This is a genomic window from uncultured Bifidobacterium sp. (assembly GCF_963540075.1).
Lineage (GTDB): Bacteria > Actinomycetota > Actinomycetes > Actinomycetales > Bifidobacteriaceae > Bifidobacterium.
On sequence record NZ_CAUTOG010000002.1, the window covers coordinates 29,212 to 49,883 of the forward strand.

General features: G+C 66.6%; 20 protein-coding genes and 4 tRNA genes. 3 read left to right on the forward strand and 21 right to left on the reverse strand.

All coding sequences use genetic code 11. From position 1 onward, the window contains the following. Positions 1 to 179 precede the first annotated feature (179 nt). Positions 180 to 1,115: an aquaporin gene (locus RWX87_RS00770; RefSeq protein ID WP_314685870.1), complete on the forward strand. Its 936-nt coding sequence runs from the start codon at positions 180 to 182 to the stop codon at positions 1,113 to 1,115. Here RWX87_RS00770 and RWX87_RS00775 read toward each other — a convergent pair. The 18 genes from RWX87_RS00775 to RWX87_RS00860 form a co-directional block, all read right to left on the reverse strand. Beyond that, a complete protein-coding gene (locus tag RWX87_RS00775) occupies positions 1,032 to 1,316 on the reverse strand; it encodes a DUF3017 domain-containing protein (RefSeq protein WP_314685924.1) in 285 nt (94 codons plus the stop codon). The two genes, RWX87_RS00770 and RWX87_RS00775, sit on opposite strands and share 84 nt — an antisense overlap. A gap of 271 nt (positions 1,317 to 1,587) precedes the next feature. Beyond that, a complete protein-coding gene (purH, locus tag RWX87_RS00780) occupies positions 1,588 to 3,210 on the reverse strand; it encodes a bifunctional phosphoribosylaminoimidazolecarboxamide formyltransferase/IMP cyclohydrolase (protein ID WP_314685926.1) in 1,623 nt (540 codons plus the stop codon). Next, positions 3,158 to 4,570 (reverse strand): DUF6350 family protein, encoded by a 1,413-nt coding sequence (locus RWX87_RS00785; protein ID WP_314685872.1) that lies wholly within the window; start codon positions 4,568 to 4,570, stop codon positions 3,158 to 3,160. The genes purH and RWX87_RS00785 overlap by 53 nt, the downstream gene beginning before the upstream one ends. Next, entirely contained in the window at positions 4,567 to 5,493 is a 927-nt protein-coding gene (sucD, locus tag RWX87_RS00790) for a succinate--CoA ligase subunit alpha (RefSeq protein WP_314685874.1), read from the reverse strand. Before sucD ends, RWX87_RS00785 begins: the two co-directional genes overlap by 4 nt. After that, complete coding sequence (gene sucC / locus RWX87_RS00795; protein WP_314685876.1) at positions 5,490 to 6,698, reverse strand: ADP-forming succinate--CoA ligase subunit beta; 1,209 nt, start codon at positions 6,696 to 6,698, stop codon at positions 5,490 to 5,492. The genes sucD and sucC overlap by 4 nt, the downstream gene beginning before the upstream one ends. Before the next feature lie 56 nt (positions 6,699 to 6,754). Further along, complete coding sequence (locus tag RWX87_RS00800) at positions 6,755 to 7,336, reverse strand: adenine phosphoribosyltransferase (protein ID WP_314685877.1); 582 nt, start codon at positions 7,334 to 7,336, stop codon at positions 6,755 to 6,757. Positions 7,337 to 7,432: 96 nt separating this feature from the next. Further along, a complete protein-coding gene (gene yajC / locus RWX87_RS00805) occupies positions 7,433 to 7,936 on the reverse strand; it encodes a preprotein translocase subunit YajC (RefSeq protein WP_314685879.1) in 504 nt (167 codons plus the stop codon). A 59-nt stretch (positions 7,937 to 7,995) separates the two neighbouring features. After that, a complete protein-coding gene (gene ruvB / locus RWX87_RS00810) occupies positions 7,996 to 9,102 on the reverse strand; it encodes a Holliday junction branch migration DNA helicase RuvB (RefSeq protein WP_314685881.1) in 1,107 nt (368 codons plus the stop codon). A 2-nt stretch (positions 9,103 to 9,104) separates the two neighbouring features. Beyond that, positions 9,105 to 9,752 (reverse strand): Holliday junction branch migration protein RuvA, encoded by a 648-nt coding sequence (gene ruvA, locus RWX87_RS00815; protein ID WP_314685883.1) that lies wholly within the window; start codon positions 9,750 to 9,752, stop codon positions 9,105 to 9,107. Between the two features lie 123 nt (positions 9,753 to 9,875). Beyond that, positions 9,876 to 10,463 carry a crossover junction endodeoxyribonuclease RuvC gene (gene ruvC, locus RWX87_RS00820; RefSeq protein WP_314685884.1) on the reverse strand — a complete coding sequence of 196 codons (588 nt, stop codon included), beginning with the start codon at positions 10,461 to 10,463 and terminating at the stop codon, positions 9,876 to 9,878. 2 nt (positions 10,464 to 10,465) lie between these two features. Then, positions 10,466 to 11,224: a YebC/PmpR family DNA-binding transcriptional regulator gene (locus RWX87_RS00825; RefSeq protein WP_314685886.1), complete on the reverse strand. Its 759-nt coding sequence runs from the start codon at positions 11,222 to 11,224 to the stop codon at positions 10,466 to 10,468. An 88-nt stretch (positions 11,225 to 11,312) separates the two neighbouring features. Next, entirely contained in the window at positions 11,313 to 11,975 is a 663-nt protein-coding gene (gene pgsA, locus RWX87_RS00830; RefSeq protein ID WP_314685888.1) for a phosphatidylinositol phosphate synthase, read from the reverse strand. Positions 11,976 to 12,075: 100 nt separating this feature from the next. After that, entirely contained in the window at positions 12,076 to 14,106 is a 2,031-nt protein-coding gene (thrS, locus tag RWX87_RS00835; RefSeq protein WP_314685890.1) for a threonine--tRNA ligase, read from the reverse strand. A gap of 128 nt (positions 14,107 to 14,234) precedes the next feature. Beyond that, positions 14,235 to 14,546 (reverse strand): hypothetical protein, encoded by a 312-nt coding sequence (locus tag RWX87_RS00840; RefSeq protein WP_314685892.1) that lies wholly within the window; start codon positions 14,544 to 14,546, stop codon positions 14,235 to 14,237. 196 nt (positions 14,547 to 14,742) lie between these two features. Continuing rightward, positions 14,743 to 14,815 (reverse strand) — tRNA-Val (locus RWX87_RS00845). A 54-nt stretch (positions 14,816 to 14,869) separates the two neighbouring features. Beyond that, a tRNA-Val gene (locus RWX87_RS00850) sits at positions 14,870 to 14,941 on the reverse strand. Between the two features lie 42 nt (positions 14,942 to 14,983). Beyond that, positions 14,984 to 15,054 (reverse strand) — tRNA-Cys (locus RWX87_RS00855). A gap of 28 nt (positions 15,055 to 15,082) precedes the next feature. After that, positions 15,083 to 15,155: transfer RNA gene (locus RWX87_RS00860), tRNA-Gly, on the reverse strand. A gap of 171 nt (positions 15,156 to 15,326) precedes the next feature. On the opposite strand from RWX87_RS00860, the gene RWX87_RS00865 reads away from it, so the two are divergent. Further along, positions 15,327 to 16,208, forward strand: coding sequence for a PAC2 family protein (locus tag RWX87_RS00865; RefSeq protein WP_314685894.1), 882 nt, complete (start codon positions 15,327 to 15,329; stop codon positions 16,206 to 16,208). Positions 16,209 to 16,293: 85 nt separating this feature from the next. Here RWX87_RS00865 and RWX87_RS00870 read toward each other — a convergent pair whose 3' ends face one another. After that, positions 16,294 to 17,157: an undecaprenyl-diphosphate phosphatase gene (locus RWX87_RS00870; RefSeq protein ID WP_314685896.1), complete on the reverse strand. Its 864-nt coding sequence runs from the start codon at positions 17,155 to 17,157 to the stop codon at positions 16,294 to 16,296. A 224-nt stretch (positions 17,158 to 17,381) separates the two neighbouring features. Here RWX87_RS00870 and RWX87_RS00875 point away from each other — a divergent pair, with 224 nt between their 5' ends. Continuing rightward, the gene (locus tag RWX87_RS00875; protein WP_314685898.1) at positions 17,382 to 18,182 is read left to right on the forward strand and encodes a fructosamine kinase family protein; all 801 of its coding nucleotides are present in this window, start codon (positions 17,382 to 17,384) and stop codon (positions 18,180 to 18,182) included. Between the two features lie 34 nt (positions 18,183 to 18,216). On the opposite strand, the gene dnaJ is transcribed toward RWX87_RS00875, so the two are convergent. Beyond that, complete coding sequence (gene dnaJ, locus RWX87_RS00880; RefSeq protein WP_314685899.1) at positions 18,217 to 19,365, reverse strand: molecular chaperone DnaJ; 1,149 nt, start codon at positions 19,363 to 19,365, stop codon at positions 18,217 to 18,219. 49 nt (positions 19,366 to 19,414) lie between these two features. Then, positions 19,415 to 20,479, reverse strand: coding sequence for a heat-inducible transcriptional repressor HrcA (gene hrcA, locus RWX87_RS00885; RefSeq protein ID WP_314685900.1), 1,065 nt, complete (start codon positions 20,477 to 20,479; stop codon positions 19,415 to 19,417). Between the last annotated feature and the right edge of the window lie 193 nt (positions 20,480 to 20,672).

The window sequence follows — 20,672 nt, forward strand, 5'->3', positions numbered from 1 at the left end:
CAACGTGGCCGTTTCGTCAAAGCCCTGCCGTCGTCCACCCTTTCGGATCGCACATGCATGGCGCCGTCCATGGTATCTCAATGCCGGTTCCGCCGGCCGCGCGAAGAGCCGGACCGCAGGACGGGCTGATACACTGACTTGCGTTTCGGGGATTCCCTCATCACACTAAGGATCAGCATATGAGCAATCGCACAGCCGTCGGCCTCCCGTCCGTGGCGACCCCTCTGGCGCTCCGGGCGGGCGCCGAGCTCGTCGGAAGCCTGTTCGTCTTCCTGGCCATCTACATGGTGAGCTCCTATGGAACCGCGATGTATGGCGTGAACATGGCCTTCATCGCGGTGGCCACGGGACTCGCGTATGCGGCCGTCACCACGGTGATGGGGAAGCTGTCGGGAGGACACTACAACCCCGCCGTCACCGTGGCCGCGATGCTCACCGGACGCACGGCCCCGCTGGATGGGCTCATCTACATCGTGGCCCAGATTCTGGGTTCCCTGGGGGCCGGTGCCCTGCTGCGCTTTCTTCTTCCCACGTCCTCCTCGGTGAAGGCCTCCGTCTGGCTGACGCCGGTCGTCAACGGATTCGATGACGGCTCCGTGTCATACTCCACCCTGAGCAGCGTGAACATCAGCTTCAGCATCGGTCTCGCCGTGCTCGTCGAGGTCGTGGGCTCGATGATCGTCATCGCGGCCGCCCTGCGCACCCTTCGACAGGATGGAAGCCCGACCGAGGACCACGGCCTGGTCATGGGCATGGCCTATGGGCTCGGCGCGGCCGTCGCCTATCCGCTGACGGGGGCGGGGCTCAATCCCGCCAGATCCACGGGAATCGCCGTGTTCGCCCAGAACCAGGGTCTGTCGCAGCAGCCTCTGCAGCAGCTCTGGGTGTTCTGGATATGCCCCGTGCTGGCGGCCGCCCTCGTGGCCCTCGTCGTCATTGTCGCCCAGATGCTCTCCGGCCGTGCGACCGGTCCGGTCGCGCAGGACGCCGCCGATGCGGAGGACGATGACGACGAGACCGATTCGGATGCCTCAGACGATGATCCCGATGCTCAGGAAGACGAGCAGCAGACCGAGTCCGAAGAGGATGCCGATAGCCGCGTCGAATCCGACTGAGCGCACCTTCCAGGGGCTGCGTTCCCGCAGCGCGAGACGCAGGACCCCGCAGACGATGGAGGTCACGGCAAGAGTCGCCGTGGCCTCCATCGCGTATCCGAGCGCGGCGAGGAGGATGGCGATGAGGGTGACGAGCGCAACGGACCATTCGAAGACCGGGCGTCCCTCCTGATTCTCCGAGACGAAGGGGTGCTTCGGCATTCGTCCCACCTGACCTTCCCACCGTTCCGTGATCGTACTCGCCGGCGTTCCGGGATCGCGTACCTCCCATGTCGTGGAGAGCGGTTTCGCCGGGACCTTGGACGGGCCTTGGTTCCGTTGGCTTCCCACGATACCCCCCATAGGCCTCGACGGCGGGCTCATCCCGGAGCGCATAAGGGGTCCGAGGCGCAGACGCGCGCCGGAACACCAGGCCGGCGCAGGTCGCCATCCGACGCCTTGTGCCGGCCTGATTAACGTCGTGGTCGGTGAATCAGTGGAAGAAATGCCGCGTGCCGGTCAGATACATCGTCACTCCGGCCTTCCTGGCGGCCGCGATGACCTCGTCGTCACGGATGGAGCCGCCGGGCTGCACGATGGCCTTCACGCCGGCGTCGATGAGGATCTGCGCCCCGTCCGGGAAGGGGAAGAAGGCGTCGGAGGCGGCGACCGAGCCCGTGGCCCTGTCCGTTCCCTCCGCCAGGGTGTTCGCCCTCGTCACCGCCAGATGGCAGGAGTCGACGCGGTTGACCTGACCCATGCCGATGCCCACCGTGGCCTCGTCATGCGCGAGCAGCACGGCGTTCGACTTCACGCAGCGCACCGCATGCCAGGCGAAGCGCAGGTCGCGCAGCGTGGACGCGTCGGCGGAGTCCCCGGAGACGAGCCTCCAGGCGTCGGGTTCGTCGCCGGGCGCGTCGATGAGATCCGTGGACTGCACGAGAAGGCCCCCGTCGATGCACCGCAGCTGCGTGGGCGACGTCGGTGGCTCCTGCACCTTGAGGATGCGCAGGTTCTTCTTGTGCTGGCGCAGGAAGTCGACGACCCCCGGCTCGTAGTCGGGGGCGACGATGACCTCGGTGAAGATGTGGTGGATGCCCTCGGCCATCTCCATGCTCACGGTCGTGTTGGCCGCGATGACGCCGCCGTAGGCGCTGAGCGGGTCGCAGGCATGGGCCTTGCGGTGGGCCTCGGCGACGGTGGAGCCGATGGCGAGTCCGCAGGGGTTGTTGTGCTTGACGACGGCCACGGCGATTGCCGGGGCGAAGTCCCACACGGCCCGCCAGGCGGCGTCGGCGTCGACGTAGTTGTTGTAGCTCATCGGCTTGCCGCCGAGCTGGGCGGCGTGGGCGAATCCGCCAGGGGCGAGAGGATCGAGATAGAGGGCGGCCTGCTGATGGGGGTTCTCGCCGTATCTCAGGGCATGGGATCGCGTCCATGTCCTGGTAAGCGGCTGTGGGAACTCCGTCTCCCCGATCCCATCCTCGGCCGCGGGCGCGGCTACGCTGCCTGGTCTGGACCACCGCTTCGAGGCCCACTCGACGATGGTCGCATCGTAGGAGGCGGTGTGGGCGAATGCCTTGCCGGCCAGCCAGCGACGTTCCTCCAGGCTGAATCCCGTGCCGTTCGCGATGCGCTCCGCCACGAGGGCGTAGTCGTCCGGGTCGGTGACGACGGCGACGCTGGCGCTGTTCTTCGCGGCGCCCCGCACCATCGACGGGCCGCCGATGTCGATCTTCTCGATGCAGGCGGCCTCGTCGGCCCCCGAGCGGACGGTGTCGGCGAAGGGATAAAGATTGACGACGACGAGATCGAAGGGAGAGATGCCCAGTCCCTTCAGCTCGCTGACATGCTCGGGATTCGTCATGTCGGCCAGGATTCCGGCGTGGATGTGCGGGTCCAGGGTCTTGACGCGTCCTCCCAGGCTTTCGGGGAACCCCGTGACGTCGCTGACCTCGGTGACGCCCACCCCGAGCTCGCGGAGCCTGCGTGCGGTCGAACCGGTGGACACGACCTCCACCCCCGCCGAGACGAAGGCCTTGGCGAGCACGTCGAGCCCCTCCTTATGATAGACGGATACCAGAGCCCGTCGTATCGGTCGGTTCGATGTTGTCATCATTGTCCTCCTTGGATTGTTGTCCGGATGTGACGATTCTCGGGGGCGGCGTCCCCGCGAGGGTCGCGTCGCTCTCCCCCGTTCCCTCCGTCGGGGCTTCCCGTCGCCTCTGCAGGGACGAGCGGATCCAGCGTATTGCGAAGACGCCGGCCGCGGCGATGACGACGAACAGCCAGCCGGACAGCAGTCCGAGGACCGCCGGGCGAACGACGGCCCTCGTGGCATCCGACACGGAGACTCCGAGATTCCTGAGGCGGTTGACTCCCAGTGATCCGTTGGACAGCGCGAACAGGCCGCTGGCGGATGCGGACAGAAGAATGACGGCGAGAAGCGCCGATCCCGCGGGGTAGGCGAGGCGCAGGAGGTCGCGGACGAAGGCGCGCGGGTCGGATCCGTCTCCGATGCGCGTCGGTCGTACGGCGAACCCGCGGTTCGAGAGCATGGCGGCAAGCATCAGGACCATCGAAATCGCCCCGGGGAGAAGAAGCAGGCAGGTTCGGAGCGTGGAGAATTCGACCTGTCCGGGAAGCAGCCCCAGGACGGGGATGGCGGGAAGCTCGGCGGACTGTCCCGTCCACATCGTGAAGGTGGCCAGGGCGCCGATGGAGAATCCCGATCCGAAGACCCATGAGGCCGCCCACAGACAGAGGTTGGGAAGCCAGGCAAGGGTGCAGACGGTGGTCAGGATGCGGGACCCGGTGCCCATGCCCGTCATGTCGAACACGGCCAGCATCGCCCGCCAGTCCATCATCGTCCATGCGATGACGACGAGGCATCCGATGCCAAGGGATGCGATGACCAGGGTCGCGGCGAGTCGAAAGCCGATGCCGAGCATACGGGTGATCTCCGGAGGCAGGCGATCACGCCAGGTGCCCCGCACACGCGTCATGATCGGCGAGGCCGGCATGGCGGCGAGGGCATAACCCACGGTGAACACCGATCCCGTCTTGACCAGAACGAGCCACAGGGGGTCGAGCAGAACGACCTGCACCCCCTGCGTGAAGACGGCGTTGACGACGAGCCAGACGGTGAGCCCCGCGATGAAGCCCGACGCCGATGTGGACAGCCGCTGGGCGAGGGTCATCACCAGTGCGATGAGAAGAGACGTCAACAGCAGTGGGATGAGGGTGAGCGTCACGACGCCCCAGCGGAAGCCCACGCCCTGGGCCAGAAGCATCGCCGCCTCGGTGAGGGAGACCGAGAACTGCGAGAGGTTGTCCCCGCCCTCCTCCATGGAGATCACCAGCAGGGTCAGCGCGAGAAGCAGTCCCACCCCCAGGGAGGAGACCGTCAGGGAAAGAAGGGCGACGGCTCCCCCCGCGAGCGTCCCCCGTAGTCTCCCCACGGCTGCTGGCTTCACGCGCCGAGGACCCCGCGCAGGGTCTCCCGCATGAGATGAGCGGCCTGGGCGGGGGTCGCTCCCACGGGAATCCCCGCGGCCTCAAGTGTCTTCTTCTTGTCCTTTGCCGTTCCCCTGTCACCCGAGACGATGGCTCCGGCATGTCCCATCTGACGCCCTTCGGGAGCGGTGAACCCGGCGATGTAGGCGACGACGGGCTTCGTCATATGCGTGTCCGCCCATCGGGCCGCGTCCTGTTCGGCGCCGCCCCCGATCTCCCCGATCATCATCACGCCCTTCGTGGCCGCGTCCGCCTCGAAGGCTTGAAGGGCCTCCTGAAGGGTGGTGCCCACGATCGGGTCGCCTCCGGCGCCCAGACAGGCGGTGAAGCCGATGTCCGCAAGCTCTCCCATGAGCTGATAGGTCAGCGTGCCCGACTTCGACACGAGGCCGAGCGGCCCGCGGCCGACGATGCCGTCAGGGATGATGCCCAGATTGCAGCCATGCCGGTCCGTGGTCTCGGGCAGGGTGATCAGGCCCGGGCAGTTGGGTCCCACGATGCGGGCTCCGTGCCTGAGGGCGAGCTCCACGGCGTAGGCGGTGTCGGCGACGGGAATGCCTTCGGTGATGACGACGACAAGCGTCATGCCGGCCTCGATGGCCTCGACCATCGCGTCCTTGGCGAACCTCGGCGGAACGAAGACCACGCTGGTCCGCGCGCCGGTGGCCCGTCTGGCGGCGGCGCAGTCGGCGAAGACCGGGATATGGGCGTCCTCGCCGTCGGCGGCGCCGGGGAAGTCGACGATCTCCCCCGCCTTGCGCGGATTCACGCCTCCTACGATTCTCGTCCCTGCACGGAGCATCCTGGAGGTGTGAAGCATCCCCTGGCGCCCTGTCATGCCCTGGACGATGACGGGGGCTCCGTCCTCGATGAACAGCGTCATCGCGAGCCCTCCTTCGCGGTTTCCGAGGGCTCCGCGGCGGCCTGTGCGGCGGCCTGCGCCGCCTCCTCCATCGTCGACCTCACGAGGATGCGAGGATCGCGCGCAGCGCTGAGGATACTGAGCCCTCGCGCGGCCTGATTGCCGTCGAAGCGCACCACGATGGGCAGCGACGGGTCGTGCTCGGCGACGGCGTCCAGCAGGCCCCTCGCCACCTCGTCACAGGAGGTGATGCCTCCGTACACGTTGATGAGCACGGATCTCACCTGCGGATCCGACAGGACGATGCCCAGGCTGTCGCTCATCACCTTCGCGGACGCCCCTCCCCCGATGTCGAGGAAGTTGGCTGCCCTGACCCCGGTCCGCTGCGTCCGCCCGGCCCCGGCGACGGCATCCAGGGAGCTCATGACAAGGCCGGCCCCATTGCCGATGACCCCCACCTGGCCATCGAGATGCACGTAGTGCAGGCCGAGTTCGCGGGCGCGCGCCTCGAAGGGATCGCGATGCGCCGTGTCCTCGAATCGCGTCCAGCCCTGGTGGCGGAAGGCGGCGTTGTCGTCGAGGGAGATCTTCGCGTCCAGGGCGCACAGCGACTTGGACGACTCGTCATCCGGATCGCCGATCTTCGCCAGAGGGTTGATCTCCACCAGTGTGGCATCGTTGTCGCGGAAGCACCGCCACATGCGCAGCAGAACCTCGGCCGCCTGGTCGACGTCGGCATGGTAGAAGCCGATGTCCTCGGCCATGCGCCGTGCATCCTGGGGTCCGAAGTCATCAAGCGCCTCGATATGCAGCCGCCGAACGGATTCGGGGTGCATCCGGGCGACCTCCTCGACCTCCGTCCCGCCGTTGGCCGTCGCGAGGACGTCGAAGTCACGAGAGGACCTGTCGATCGAGATCGAGACGTAGTACTCGTGCAGGATGCTTTTGCCCTCGGCGACGAGCACGCCGTTGACCGCATGGCCATGGATTCTCATCGGGAGGATCTTCTCCGCCAGGACCTCGGCCTCGTCACGGTTCCGTGCCAGACGCACCGCTCCCGCCTGTCCGCGGTGTCCTATCGTCGCCTGGCCCTTGACGACGCAGGGGTAGCCGACGTCGTCAGCGGCGTTCCCGGCGTCACCGACGGTGGCGGCGTACACCGCCGACGGCACGGGGATGCCTGCCTCCTCGAGTAGCTGTCTGGCCTGGAATTCGTAGAGGTCCATTCCTCGCTCACCTCTGGTTCGTGGTGGATCTTTTCCTCGGAAGCGACGGCGCGGGTTCAGGCCGGCATCGTGAGCAGGGAGCTGATGGGACGGCCCTTGAGGGCGGCGGTTCCGTCAAGTCCCTCGAGTTCCATGACGAAGCTGAAGCCCGCGACGAGGCCTCCGCATTTCTCGATGAGGTCGGCGGCGGCGCTCGCCGTTCCACCGGTGGCGATGAGGTCGTCGACGATGAGCACGCGCTCCCCCGGAGAGACCGCCGAGGTCTCCACCTCGATCGTCTGGGTTCCGTACTCCAGGGAGTACTGCTCGCCGACCGTCTTCGGGGGAAGCTTGCCGGCCTTGCGCACGGCGATGAAGCCCTTGCCGAGCCGCCATGCCAGGGCCGGACCGAAGAGGAAGCCCCGGGCCTCCAGACCGGCCACGGAATCGAAGGAGTCGGCGGGGACCGGAAGCGATGCCTCCAGCGCCGCGATCATGATCCGCAGACCCCGGGGATCGGCCAGAACGGGCATGAAATCGCGGAAGAGAATCCCCTTCTTGGGAAATCCGGGAATCGACCGGATGAGGGAGACCAGGTATTCCGCATCCTTCCTGTCGACGTTGCTCAGCTTGTCGATGCTGATATCGCTGTCTGCCATGCCTGCCTGTCCTTGACTGCTGTATGTGCTCTGCGAAGTCCGTCATTCGGGCGGGATGAGGGCATGACGATCAGGCGCCCGCATCCCGATGACGGGCTAAAGCTCTCGGGGTGCGGCGACGTTCCCCGCGCCCGGCGCATCCTTCTGGATCGTCGACGCGTCGGAGGCTTCCGGCTCCTGTATCGGCTCCACCCGGACCCCGTCTCCGGAGTCGGGGACCGTCGCATCTGGATCGGAGTCCACCGGAACCTGATCCGCGCCGTCCGCGTCGGTGGGGTTGGCGGAGGGCAGCGGGTTGCCGTGCTCGTCGACCTCGCTGTCATCCACATAGGCGGGACGGACGTACTCCTTCGAGATGGAGCGGAAGGTGAAGCGCATGACTGAACCGTCCGAGTCGATGACGATCTCCTCGTAGCGGGAGTCGACGGAGACGACCTTGCCGATGACCCCGCCGATGGTGATCACCTCGGTGCCTGGCTGGAGCGACTCCCGGAAGTCCTTGACCTTCTGCTGCTGCTGCTTGGCCTTATGGGACTGCCAGAACATCATGCCGGCGAGCATGACGACGATGACGATGATGAACAGGGTGTTCTGATCCACTGCGCTGACTCCTCACGGACTGGGGGGACGACGGCTGTCGGACGTCCAGGAACATCATGCTAGAAGAGCTTGCTGACATCCGATGCCGCGTCGCCGCCCTGGTCGTCATCGGGGTCGAGGCCCAGATGCGTCCATGCGCGTCTGGTGGCGACGCGTCCCTTCGGCGTACGCACCAGAAAGCCCTCCCGAACGAGATACGGCTCGCAGACGGTCTCCACGGTTTCGGCCTCCTCGCCGACCATGGCGGCGAGGTTGTTGAGGCCGACGGGACCTCCCGCGAAGCTTGTGACGATGGCCCTGAGCACGGCGATGTCAAGTCGGTCGAGCCCTTCGGAATCGATCTGGTACAGAGCCAGGGCGTCATGGACGTCCTTCTGCCCGATCACGTCGAGGTCATGGACGATGGCCCAGTCGCGCACGCGACGCAGAAGACGGTTCGCTATTCGCGGCGTCCCGCGGGACCTGAGGGACAGCTCGGCGGCCGCGCCCGGCCCCAGCGTGATGCCCAGCACGCCGGACGAGCGGTCGACCAGCCTTTCCAGCTCGTCATGGGGGTAGAAGTCCAGATGCGCGGTGAAGCCGAAGCGGGCCCGCAGCGGCGCGGGAAGCATCCCCTCCCGGGTCGTTGCCCCCACGACGGTGAAGCGCGGAAGCGTCAGCGGGATGGAGGAGGCTCCCGGTCCCTTTCCGACCATCACATCCACCCTGAAGTCCTCCATGGCGATGTAGAGGAGTTCCTCCGCGGCACGGGGAAGACGGTGGATCTCGTCGATAAACAGAACCTCCCCGGTGTCCAGGGAGCTGAGAATGGAGGCGAGGTCGCCCGCATGGAGGATCGCCGGGCCCGACGTCACGCGGATGGGGACGGCGAGCTCGTTGGCGACGATCATCGCCAGGGTCGTCTTTCCCAGTCCGGGAGGGCCGGCCAGAAGGATATGGTCGGGAGGCACGTCGCGCTTGCGGGCGGCGTCGAGGAAAAGCTGGAGCTGGGCCTTGAGCCGGGGCTGACCGATGAATCCGTCCAGGGCATGGGGACGCAGCTCCTCGTCGCTGACGGGCTCGTCGCCCACCGGGGCGGAGGAGACCATGCGCAGGGATTCCTCACGTGCGCCGGCGTTTCCTCGTGCGACGGCGGCGTCTTCGTTCCGCGCTTGTGCCGCTGTCATGCCTATCTCCCTCTATCCAGCCAGGCCAGCGCCTCGCGAAGCAGCCCGGCGGCGTCCTCCGGGACGGCGTCCGGCGTCTTCGTCGCGGCGCTGACGGAATCGTCGTTCCGTCCCTCCAGACGAACGTGCGACACGGCCCGTCCGGCCTCCTGCTCGGACCAGCCGAGGGAGACGAGTCCCTCGACCACCTGGCGGTCCACCGTCGGCTCCGTGACATCGTCCGCGGAGCCGACGGGGCCAGCGGAGGCGTCGACGTCGATGGAGCCCCTGAGCTCGAGGATGATTTTCTGCGCCCCCTTGCGTCCCAGTCCCGGAGCCTTAGCCAGGGCCGCCGCGTCGCCGTCGGCGATGGCGCGGGCGAGGTCGTCCGGCGTAAGGGTGGACAGCAGGGACTGCGCCACCTTGGGGCCTATTCCGCTGGCCTTCTGCAGTTGAAGGAACATGCGCTTCGCGGCGGCCGTCAGAAAGCCGTAGAGCACGGGCTGGTCCTGGGCCACGGCGAGAACCGTGGACACGCTGACGTCCGCCCCGGCATGCAGCGCCGCAAGGTCACGATGCGGCATATGGACGTCGAATCCGATTCCTCCCACGAGGATGAGCGCGGCGTTCCCGTCCACGGAGACGACCTGGCCGCGAAGCATGCCGATCATGCCCGTCCTCCCCTCGAATACGTCTTCGAACATCTGTTCGATATCCTACTACACGGCCGCGAGCCTTCGAATCCGAGAGGAACCGGACGACGCACGGCCATGCAGGGATGGGGATGGATCCGGCTACATGCCTCTGTCGCCGTTGATCCGCCGACGACCGCGACGCCTCTGCTCGGCCAGGGCCCACTGTCGCTGGGCCTCGGTGAGATGCTCCTCGCGTTCGCCGCCCTGCAGGGCTCCGGCTGGTCTGAGCGCATGGCAGATGGCCTGGGCGAGGGCGTCTGCGGCGTCCGGCGGGGTCGGCATGGCGTTGAGCCTCAGGATGCGCATGACCATCCGCTCGACCTGGATCTTCTGGGCGGTTCCGTTCCCGGTGATGGCCATCTTGGCCTCCGTCGGGGTATGCAAAGCGACCGGTATGCCCCGCTGTGCCGCCGCGAGCATGGCCAGACCGGCCGCCTGGGCGGTCCCCAGCACCGTGTTGAGGTTCTCCTGGGCGAACACGCGTTCGATTGAGACGGCGTCGGGGGCGAAGCGGTCCATCTTGGCGACGAGGCCGTCATAGATGGCAAGGAGGCGCAGATCCTGCGAGACGTGCGGATCCGACCTCACCACGTCGACATGGACGAAGGAGAGCCTGCGGCCCTCCCCCGCCTCGATGACTCCGACGCCGCAGCGCGTCAGACCGGGGTCGACGCCGAGAATGATCACGGCTACTCCAGCTCGGCGAGCTGCTCCATCACCTCGTCGGAGGCGGTCCAGTTGCTGTAGATGTTCTGGACGTCGTCGAGGTCATCGAGATTGTCGATGAGCCGGGAGACCTTGTGGGCGTCGTCGAGGTCGAGCTCCACCTCGGTTTTCGGCATCATGACGAGGTCGGCCGAGTCGTAGTCCACTCCGGCGGTCTGCAGGGCCTTGCGCACCTCGATGAGATCGGAGGGGTCGGTCACCACCGTGTACTCGTCGCCGTCATCCTGGACGTCCTCCGCACCCGCCTCCGCGGCCTTGTCGAACAGGGCGTCGAAGTCCACGCCTTCGGCGGGAACGACGATCTGGCCCTTGCGCTCGAAGTTGAAGCTCACCGCACCGGAGGTCGCCAGCGAGCCGTTGCCCTTGGTCAGCGTCGAACGGACCTCCGCCGCGGCGCGGTTGCGGTTGTCGGTGAGGCATTCGATGATGAGGCCGACGCCGGCCGGGGCGTAGCCCTCGTAGACGATGTCCTCGTAGTTGGCGGCCCCGGCCTCATCGCCGGACCCGCGCTTGACCGCGCGCTTGATGTTGTCGGCGGGCATTGAGGCCTTCTTGGCCTTGACGATGGCGTCATACAGGGTCGGATTGCCGTCGGGGTCCCCTCCGCCCATGCGCGCCGCGATTTCGATGTTCTTGATGAGCTTCGCGAACAGCTTGCCGCGCTTCGCGTCGATGGCGGCCTTCTTGTGCTTGGTGGTCGCCCACTTGGAATGCCCTGACATATTGCTCCTAGCAGGTTGGGTATACGGAAAACGACATGATTGTAAGGCCAGAAGCCGACATGACCCTTGGTATGACGCGGGACCGGGCTTAGGCGCCTTCGTCGTCCCGCGTCATCTCGCGGTGCACCAAGGCCATGCGCTGAACCACCGTGACGGCTCCCAGAACGGCGAGCAGCACCATATCGGCCGCGAGTATGGCGTCGACGCCCGTGAGCCCCGCCAGCGCCATGCCGACGAGGATGATGGCGAGACGGTCGGAACGCGTCGCGACGCCGTTCTTCGCCTCGTATCCGACCGACTCCGCTCGTGCGCGCGCGTAGGAGGTGACGAACGAGGTCATCACGGCCACCAGTGCTGCAACGATGCCCGTCCATGCCACGGCGTCGGCGGCCGTGGGAGCGCTGTTCCACGTCCGCGACCAGGGCGTGTGAAGAATGAAGTAGAGGGTCACGGAGACGAGGACGGCCCAATCGGCGATCCTGTCCAGCGTGGAATCGAGGAAGGCGCCGTATGGCGTCCCTCCGGTCGTGATGGCGGCGATGGACCCGTCGAGGGAGTCGAAGATGACCAGAATCGTCATCACCGCCGCGCCGGCGAAAAGCCACCCCGTGACCCCGGTCGCCACGGCGGCGAGGATGGTGCCCACGGCTCCGATCACGGTCACCGCGTTCGCCGTCAGTCCGAGGGATACGAGCCATCTCGCCACGGGTGCGATCAGCCGTTTGAAGGGCGATCTGAGGCGTTCGAGCACGGGATGTCCTTTCTTTGCCGCCTGGTGGGGACGCCGCCGAATCGCATGCGTTCCATGGGGGCGGCCCCCGCGTGGAACGCAGAGGCCGCCCCCTCCTGCATCACCTGGTGGCGGCCCGGAAGTCGTCGGCCGTGTTGACCAGGACATGGTCATGGATGGTGCGCACGATCCAGTCATGCGCCTGGGCGACGGGAACGCCGTTGAGCTGGCTGCCGTCGCGGAAGCGGAAGCTCACCGCGCCGTTGCTCGTATCCTCCTCGCCGGCGATGATGGTGTAGGGGACCTTCGATTTCGAGGCGCTACGGATCTTCTTGCCGAAGCGGTCGTCGGACTCATCGAGCTCGCAGCGGACGAGGTCGTCCTCGAGGCCGGCGATGAAGGTCGTCAGATGCGCGGCAAACTCGTCCGCCACGGGCACTCCGATCACCTGCACGGGGGCGAGCCACACCGGGAAGGCGCCTGCGTAGTGCTCGAGCAGGATGGCGAAGAAGCGTTCGATGGAGCCGAACAGGGCCCGGTGGATCATCACCGGCCGCTGGTGCGAACCGTCGGCCGCGATGTACTCGAGCCCGAAGCGCTCCGGCAGGTTGAAGTCGAGCTGGATGGTCGAGACCTGCCATGTGCGCCCGATGGCGTCGCGGGCCTGCACGGAGATCTTCGGCCCGTAGAACGCCGCGCCGCCCGGATCGTCGACAAGCTCGAGGCCCGAGTCCTTCGCGACCTCGGCGAGGGTGCTCGTGGCCTCCTCCCAGACCTCGTCCGACCCGACGAACTTGTGCGGGTCCTTGGTGGAGAGCTCGAGATAGAAGTCGTTCAGTCCGAAGTCCTTGAGCAGGCCCAGGACGAAGGTGAGCAGGCTGGCGAGCTCGTCCTTCATCTGCTCGCGCGTGCAGTAGATATGCGAGTCGTCCTGCGTCAGGCCGCGCACGCGGGTGAGCCCATGCACCACGCCGCTTTTCTCGTAGCGGTAGACGGTTCCGAACTCGAACAGCCGCAGCGGAAGCTCACGGTAGGAGCGCTGCCGGGACCTGTAGATGAGGTTGTGCATGGGGCAGTTCATCGGCTTGAGATAGTAGTCGAAGCCCTGCTTGGTGATGTTGCCGTCCTTGTCGCGCTCCTCGTCGACGCGCATGGGCGGGTACATGTTGTCCTTGTACCACTGCAGATGGCCGGAGGTCTCGTACAGGCCGCCCTTGGTGATATGGGGGGTCTGCACGAAGCTGTAGTGATGGCGGCGGTGCTGGTCCCGGGAGTAGTCCTCCATGGCGTTGATGACGGCCGCCCCCTTGGGGTGGAACACGGCAAGGCCGGGCCCGATCTCGTCGGGGAAGGAGAACAGGTCCATCTCCTGGCCGAGCTTGCGATGGTCTCGGCGCGCCGCCTCCTCCATGCGCGTCATGTAGGCCTTGAGAGACTCCTTCGTCGGCCACGCGGTGCCGTAGATCCTCTGGAGCATGGGGTTGTGCTCGCTGCCCCGCCAGTAGGCGGCGGCGCTGCGTTCAAGCCTGAAGGCCCTGACGTAGCGCGTGTTGGGCAGATGCGGTCCGCGGCAGAGGTCCTTCCATACGACGTTCCCGTCGCGGTCGATGTTGTCGTACATGCTCAGCTCGGAGGAACCCACCTCGGTGGAGGTCTCGGGGTCGAGCGCCGCCTCCTTGTCGCCGATGAGCTCGAGCTTGTAGGGCTGGTCCTTCTCCTCCTCACGCGCCTCGGCCTCGGTGACGACCCTGCGGCGGAAGGACTGGGATTCGCGGATGATGCGCTGCATGCGCTTCTCGATCTGCTTGAGGTCCTCCGGGGTGAAGGGGCGGTCGACGTCGAAATCGTAGTAGAAGCCGTTCTCGATGACGGGGCCGATTCCCAGCTTCGCGTCCGGCCTGATCTCCTGCACCGCCTGGGCCATGACATGCGTAGCCGAATGCCGCATGATGGCGATCCCCTCCGCGCTGTCCAGCGCGATGGGTTCGAGGGAGTCGCCGTCCTTCAGAGGGGTGTACAGGTCGCGGGGCTCGCCGTTGAGACTCACGGCGATCACGTCGCGGTCATCCACGAACAGCTGTGTTCCGGTGGTGTCCGACGCCACCTCCCTTGTCGTTCCGCTGACTGTTATGGAGATGGTTTCCTCGGCCATTGTCGTCCTTTTCTATCGGGGCCCGCGGTACTAGGGTGCAGGCCTGGACTGTCGTGCAACGCCGTCACTATACGGTCGATTCGCGACAAGGGACAGGGCCGGTTCCGGTCCGCCGAAGCGGGATGCGGTTACGTCCGGTCCACGTCGGACGAGGACGTCTGGAGCACCCCGATGCGAGGCGTCGTCCGCTCCATTCGTTCGGACGTCGACGAGGGAAGGGCCTGCGATGTCGACGAGGACGAGGTCGGCTGGGAGGGGGTCACGCCGTACAGCGCCCCCAGAGCGCTCCAGACCTCGGGCACAAGGGCCAGGACGCACAGGACGACGCCAAGAACCAGAAGCATGAGATTGCCGTGAAGCCCGCGCACCAGAGCGACGAACAGCAGGAAAAGCCCCGCCGCAAGTGAGGCATAGGGAAGAATGGCGATGATCGTCCCCATGATCCCGACCTTCCATGAGGCCCGGAATCGTCGCTGCCTGCCGTCGCGGTGATCGGACGCCTCGTCAAGGAATCCCGGGAGATGACACCCCTGTATACGATCTAGGCCATTCTACTCCACCGGCGCATGACGTGCGCAGAAAGGCGCGATATCCATGAGTCGAACCATGGATATCGCGCCGGTCGGGCGATTCGGGTGGGTGATGTAGGAATCGAACCTACGACCCCTTCCGTGTGAAGGAAGTGCGCTAGCCGCTGCGCCAATCACCCGGCTGTCAGCCCGGGGGTGGACGCCGGTCTTCCGGCGTCCACCCCCGTTCCGTGTGGGCGATACAAGATTCGAACTTGTGACCCCTTCCGTGTCAGGGAAGTGCGCTACCTCTGCGCCAACCGCCCGGGTCATACCATTCCGCAGAACATACGATTCTGTTTCATGAGAGGTGGGTACGAGAGTCGAACTCGTCTATACGGCTTTGCAGGCCGCTGCCTAACCGCTTGGCTAACCCACCGTAAGGTCATCAACTCCTCGGACCTTAGAGCGGACAACGGGACTCGAACCCGCGCTCTCGACCTTGGCAAGGTCGCGCTTTACCAACTAAGCTATGTCCGCGATGCTCTCCGACTGGCCGCCGAAGCACGAGGCACTACTGTAAACGACAACCCATCCTGTGGCAAATGCGCGTGTCGTATCCCGGGTCGAGGCGTCCGGCGACCATTCACCGATGGCTGAAGACGGGCGGCATGCGTTCCGGGCCATGTCCTCCCGGTTACATTGGTTCCTATGGGTGCTGACGGGAGAGATCCGAAGACGACGCTGGTCGTGGCCTTCGAGGGGTGGAACGACGCGTGCCAGTCCGCGACGAACGTCGTGCGACACCTCGTCGCGCGCTATGAGTCCCGGGAGGTGCGCCACATCCGCTGCGACGGCTACTACGACTATCAGGTGGCGCGGCCCATGATGTGCCACGTCACCGGTCGCGCGCGCATCCTCTGGCCGCAGACCACCTTCTACGAGGTCGACATGGGGGAGAAAGGTCGGCTGTACGCGCAGATCGCTCCCGAGCCCAACTATCGGTGGATCGAATACTGCCGACAGAGCCTGCGGATCGCCGAGGAGCTCGACGTGGATCGCATCGTGACCCTGGGATCGATGTTCGCCGACTGTCCCCACACCCGGCCGCTCCCCCTGGACGTGTCCGACTCCCAGTGCACCTGCGATATGGACCGTGAGTACAACGGTCCCGTGGGGATTCCCACGGTGCTGGATGGCATGGCGGACGAGGAGGGGCTGGACACGACCAGCATGTGGGTATCCGTCCCCAAGTACCTCGGAAGCGACGACTGCCCGCAGGGGACCCTGCAGATGCTCGACGGTCTTTCCTGCGTGATCGGGACCGACCTGGACCAGGGCGATCTGGCGCAGAAGGCGGAGGCATGGCGCTCGCAGGCGTCTGTTCTGGCGCGATGCAACGACGAGCTGGCCGACTACGTCGGACGACTCGAGACCGACTACGACAGGGCGAGCCACGCGCGGCATGTGGCTTCGCCGGGGACCGTGCAGGCCGAGCAGCTGGTGCACGAGACCGAGGACTATCTGCGACGCATGGGCGGGAGAGGCGAAAGGAACGGCGGCACGCCTTCCGAGGACTGCGGCTGCGACTGACGATGAGCATGCGGGGGGGGGGGGGCTCATCCCTGCCCGCGCGGTCCCGGCGACGCCGCAGGGACCCACCCCGCGCCCCGGGGTTTCAGTCGAGGGCGGGAAGCACCCCGGAGATGAGCAGCAGCGCGACCACGATCGCGAGGACGATGCGATAGATCGCGAAGGCGCGGTACGAGAACGTCGACACGAAGCGCAGGAACCCGATGATGACGACGTATCCCACGACGAAGCTCACGACCGTGGCCGCTATCGTCGCCCCCCAGCCTGGGAACATCGCATCCGCCTTGTAGTCATGCAGCGCCTTGACCCCCTCGAGGATGCCGGCGCCGAACACCGCCGGGATGGCCATGAGGAAGCTCACGCGGACCGCCGCCTCGCGCGTGTACCCCATCGCGCGGCCGAAGGTGATGGTCCCTCCGGAACGGGAGACTCCGGGGATGAGGGCGAGCATCTGCCCGATGCCGAACAGCAGCGCGTCCTTCGCCGTCATGTCGTTCATCGTCCTGATCTGTCGTGAGCGGGCGTCCATGATCCACAGAATCACACCGAACACCAGCAGAACCGTGACGGTGATCCACAGATTGCGCAGGGTGGTCTCGATGACGTTCTGGAAAAGCAGACCGGCGATGACGATGGGAAGGGTGCCGATGATGATGTACCAGCCCAGGGCCGCGTCTCGGTCCCCCGCTCCGAGGCGATGGGCGCGGTCCCGGCCGTTGCGTCCCATGAGGCAGCGCCACCAGTGGGTGAGGATCCTTGCGATGTCATGCCGGAAGTAAAGGATGACGGCCAGCTCGGTGCCCAGCTGGATGATGGCCGTGAACGCGGCTCCCGGGTCGGACCCGATCATGAGGTCGCCGATGATGCGGATATGTGCGCTGGAGGACACCGGTAGGTATTCCGTCAGCGCCTGCACCAGCCCGAGGATAATCGCCTGGAAGAAGTTCATGGTGTCCTTTCCGCCGTGCCTCGGCCGGTCCCTCCCGTCGGGCGGACCTGCCATGCCGTGACATACCATACCCGCCGAGGTGGCCGTGCGGTGCGACGTCGCATGACCGGCCGTATGTTGTCGCCGTGGGAGACGAGTCTGAAGAGGTGCCATGGGAGGTGTGCCGGGGTCGTTCCGGCGTGCTTTGAGTCGCCATGCAAAAGGCCATAGACCGGGAGGCTGGAATGTCCACGTACAGAAAAAGCAGGGCCTTCGCCCCGAAGGGCTTCTTCGAATGTGAGGGCAGGGGTCTGAAATGGCTTGGGCAGGCGACTGCCCAGGGCGGGCCTCGTGTCGTGAAGGTGTACGGATGGGGCGATGATCATCTCGACATCGAGCGCGTGGAGCCGGTCTCCCCCACCGTCCGCGCGGCATGGGCCTTCGGCGCGGGGCTCGCCAGGATGCATGACAGCGGGGCGGACTGCTTCGGCGCGGCCCCAGAAGGCTATGACGGGACCTGCTATTTCGGTCCCCTGCAGGACCCGGTCCCCATGGATGTCGGCGAGTGGAGCGATCCGGCGACGTATCTTGCGCAGGGACGTCTGCGTCCCATGGTCGAGATGGGCGTCTCCCGCGGCTCCCTCGACCGTTCCGACGTCGAGCTCACCGAGCGGGTCATCGGCAGGCTGCCGGATCTGCTCGGGCCTGCGGGTGACGACTCCCCCAGCCGCGTGCACGGGGATCTGTGGAGCGGCAACGTCATGTGGACCGGCGCCGCGGACGGAGGCGTCGAGGCCGTTCTCATCGATCCGGCCGCTCATGGAGGGCATCGCGAGGAGGATCTCGCCATGCTGGACCTGTTCGGCATGACCTCGCTGGGCTCCATCCTTGACGGTTACCAGAGCGTGCATCCCCTCGCCGCCGGATGGCGGGAGAGGCGCACGCTCTGGCAGCTGTATCCCATCGCCGGGCACTGCGTGTTCTTCGGCGGCGGGTACGTCAGCGAGTACCGGGCCATGTGCCGGTCGCTGTTGAAGGAGGGCTAGCGCGGGACCAGCGACATGACGGTGGCCAGGGCTCTCAGCCGAGGACGTCGCGGATCTTGTCGAAGAACCCCTTGCGTCCGCCTTCGACGGAGGATCGGGGAGCCGGGCCGGAATCGTCCGCGCTCCCGTCGTGGCTCGAGGCGAAGTCCTCGATGAGGCGTCGTTCCTTCTCGCTGATGCGTCCAGGGATCTCGACCTGGAGATGGACGATGAGGTCGCCGCGTTCGGACGGTCTGCGCAGGCGCGTCACGCCAAGCCCCTTGAGGGTGGTGACGTCCTCCGGCTGGGATCCGGCGGGGATGTCCACCGTCTGCTTGCCGTCGAGGGTGTCGATGTCCGTCCTGTGGCCGAGAACGGCCCAGGTCATGGGAATCCGGATCCAGCAGTGCAGATCGTCGCCCTGGCGGGTGAAGCGCTTGTCCCTGCGAATGCTCACGTCGATGTAGAGGTCCCCTGCGGCTCCGCCGCCCTCACCGACCTCGCCCTGGTTGGCGAGCCGCAGGCGCGTGTCGTCGCCGATGCCCGCGGGGATGGTCACGCCGACCTCACGGGTGACCCTCACGCGGCCGTGTCCCAGGCAGGACGGGCAGGGATGCTCGATGATGGTGCCGTGTCCGGAGCATCTTTCGCAGGGGGCCGTCGTCATCATCTGGCCGAGCAGCGTGCGCACCACCCTCTGGCGGTATCCGGACCCGTGGCATTCCGGGCAGGTCGTCGGCTTCTCCCCCGATGCCGTGCCGGTGCCCGAGCATTCGCCGCACAGTCCGAAGGTGCTGATCCTGACGTGGGCGGTTCCTCCGAAGACCGCCGTCCTGAGGTCGATCGAGGCCTGGGCGAGGGCGTCGCGCCCCGGCTGCGTGCGGGGCGTGGGACCCTGCGACTGCCCGCCGCCGAAGGCCCCACCGAAGAACTGGCCGAAGATGTCGCCGACATCGCCCATGCCGAACCCCTGTGGCGCCGATGACGCTCCCGGGTCGTTGGGGTCGACGCCGGAGTCGTACATGCGTCGCTTGTCGGGGTTCGAGAGCACGTCGTAGGCGCTGTTGACCTCCTTGAACTTGTCCTCGTACTCGGGCCCGGCGATGTCGGGATGGTACTTGCGGCTCATCCGCCGGTAGGCCTTCTTGATCTCCTCGTCGCTCGCCGTGCGCTCGACGCCCAGAACCTCGTAGTAGTCCGTCACTGCCCGTCCTTCGTCGCTTGTTCCGGTCATATTGTGCCATGCGGGCGCGTCAGGTGGCGTCCTTGTCGTCCGACGGCGTGATGAAGGCGGTGAGATAGCGGGCCACCGCCCTCACCGCCGCGATGGTGGCCGCGTAGTCCATATGGGTGGGTCCGATCGACCCCACGAAGGCCAGCGGATGCGATCGGTCGGTTCCGTCCCCGCGGCTCGAAGCGACCAGCGTGTGCCCGTACCCGCTGGTGACCACGGAGGCGTTGCGCAGTTCGGTCGCGCCGGTCTCCGAGCCGATCGCGACGCCGACGCCCGTGTCCGACCTCTCCTCGCTCAGGGCGTTCATGAGCTTCATCAGCACCACCTGCTCCTCGAGTGCGTCGAACAGCGGCGCGAGATCGGTCGCACTGGTCTGCTGGGCCAGTCGGGAGGTCCCCGCCAGGTACAGTTCGGACTCGCGTTCGTCGACGGCCATGTCCTCGAGCGTGCCGGCGAGGGTCTCCGCCAGGGCGCGCACGTCGGAGCCGACGACGAGGCGGATGCGGTTGGCCGCCCGAGCCAGGGAGAGTCCGGCCGCCTCCGTGTTCACCGCGCGGCAGAAGCCGGTCAGCGTGCCGTCGTCGGGCATGGGCTCCGCCCGCATGAGATGCTGGGCGACCCTGCCGCTGTCCGTGATGACCACGGCGAGCAGCGTCTCCGCGGACACGGGCACCATCTCGACGTGTCTGAGCGTCGACTTCGACAGGGAGGGCGAGGCGACGACGGCCACCTGCCCGGTGATGTCGGCCAGAAGACGGGCCGCGCGACGCAGCGTGTCCTGAAGGCTCACCGAGCCGCGGAGGAAGTTCGCGATGCCGCGTCTCTGCGCGGACGAGAGGGGCACCACCGTGGACAGACGGTCGACGAAATAGCGGTATCCCTTCTCGGTGGGGATCCTCCCCGCCGAGGTGTGGGGCTGGACGAGGTAGCCCTCGTCCTCCAGCGCCGCCATGTCGTTGCGGATCGTGGCGGAGCTGACCCCGAGGTCATGGTGATGCGCGAGCGAGGAGGATCCCACGGGTTCCTGGGAGCGTATGTAGTCCCCGACGATCGCGCGCAGAACAGTCATGCGCCGCGACTGCATGGCCGCCTCCCTTCTCCGCCGCGGGTCGCGCCCGGGCAATTATTCCGCGGCGTCGTGCCCCTTCCGGCTTTTCACCAGTTTTAGCACTCCGGCGTCACGACTGCTAACGATTTCGTCACGGGAGGACCTCGCGCCCGCTCGTCGCGGCCTTGCGAACACGCCTTTCCCGACGGAAGACGTCGTCTGTCCCGAC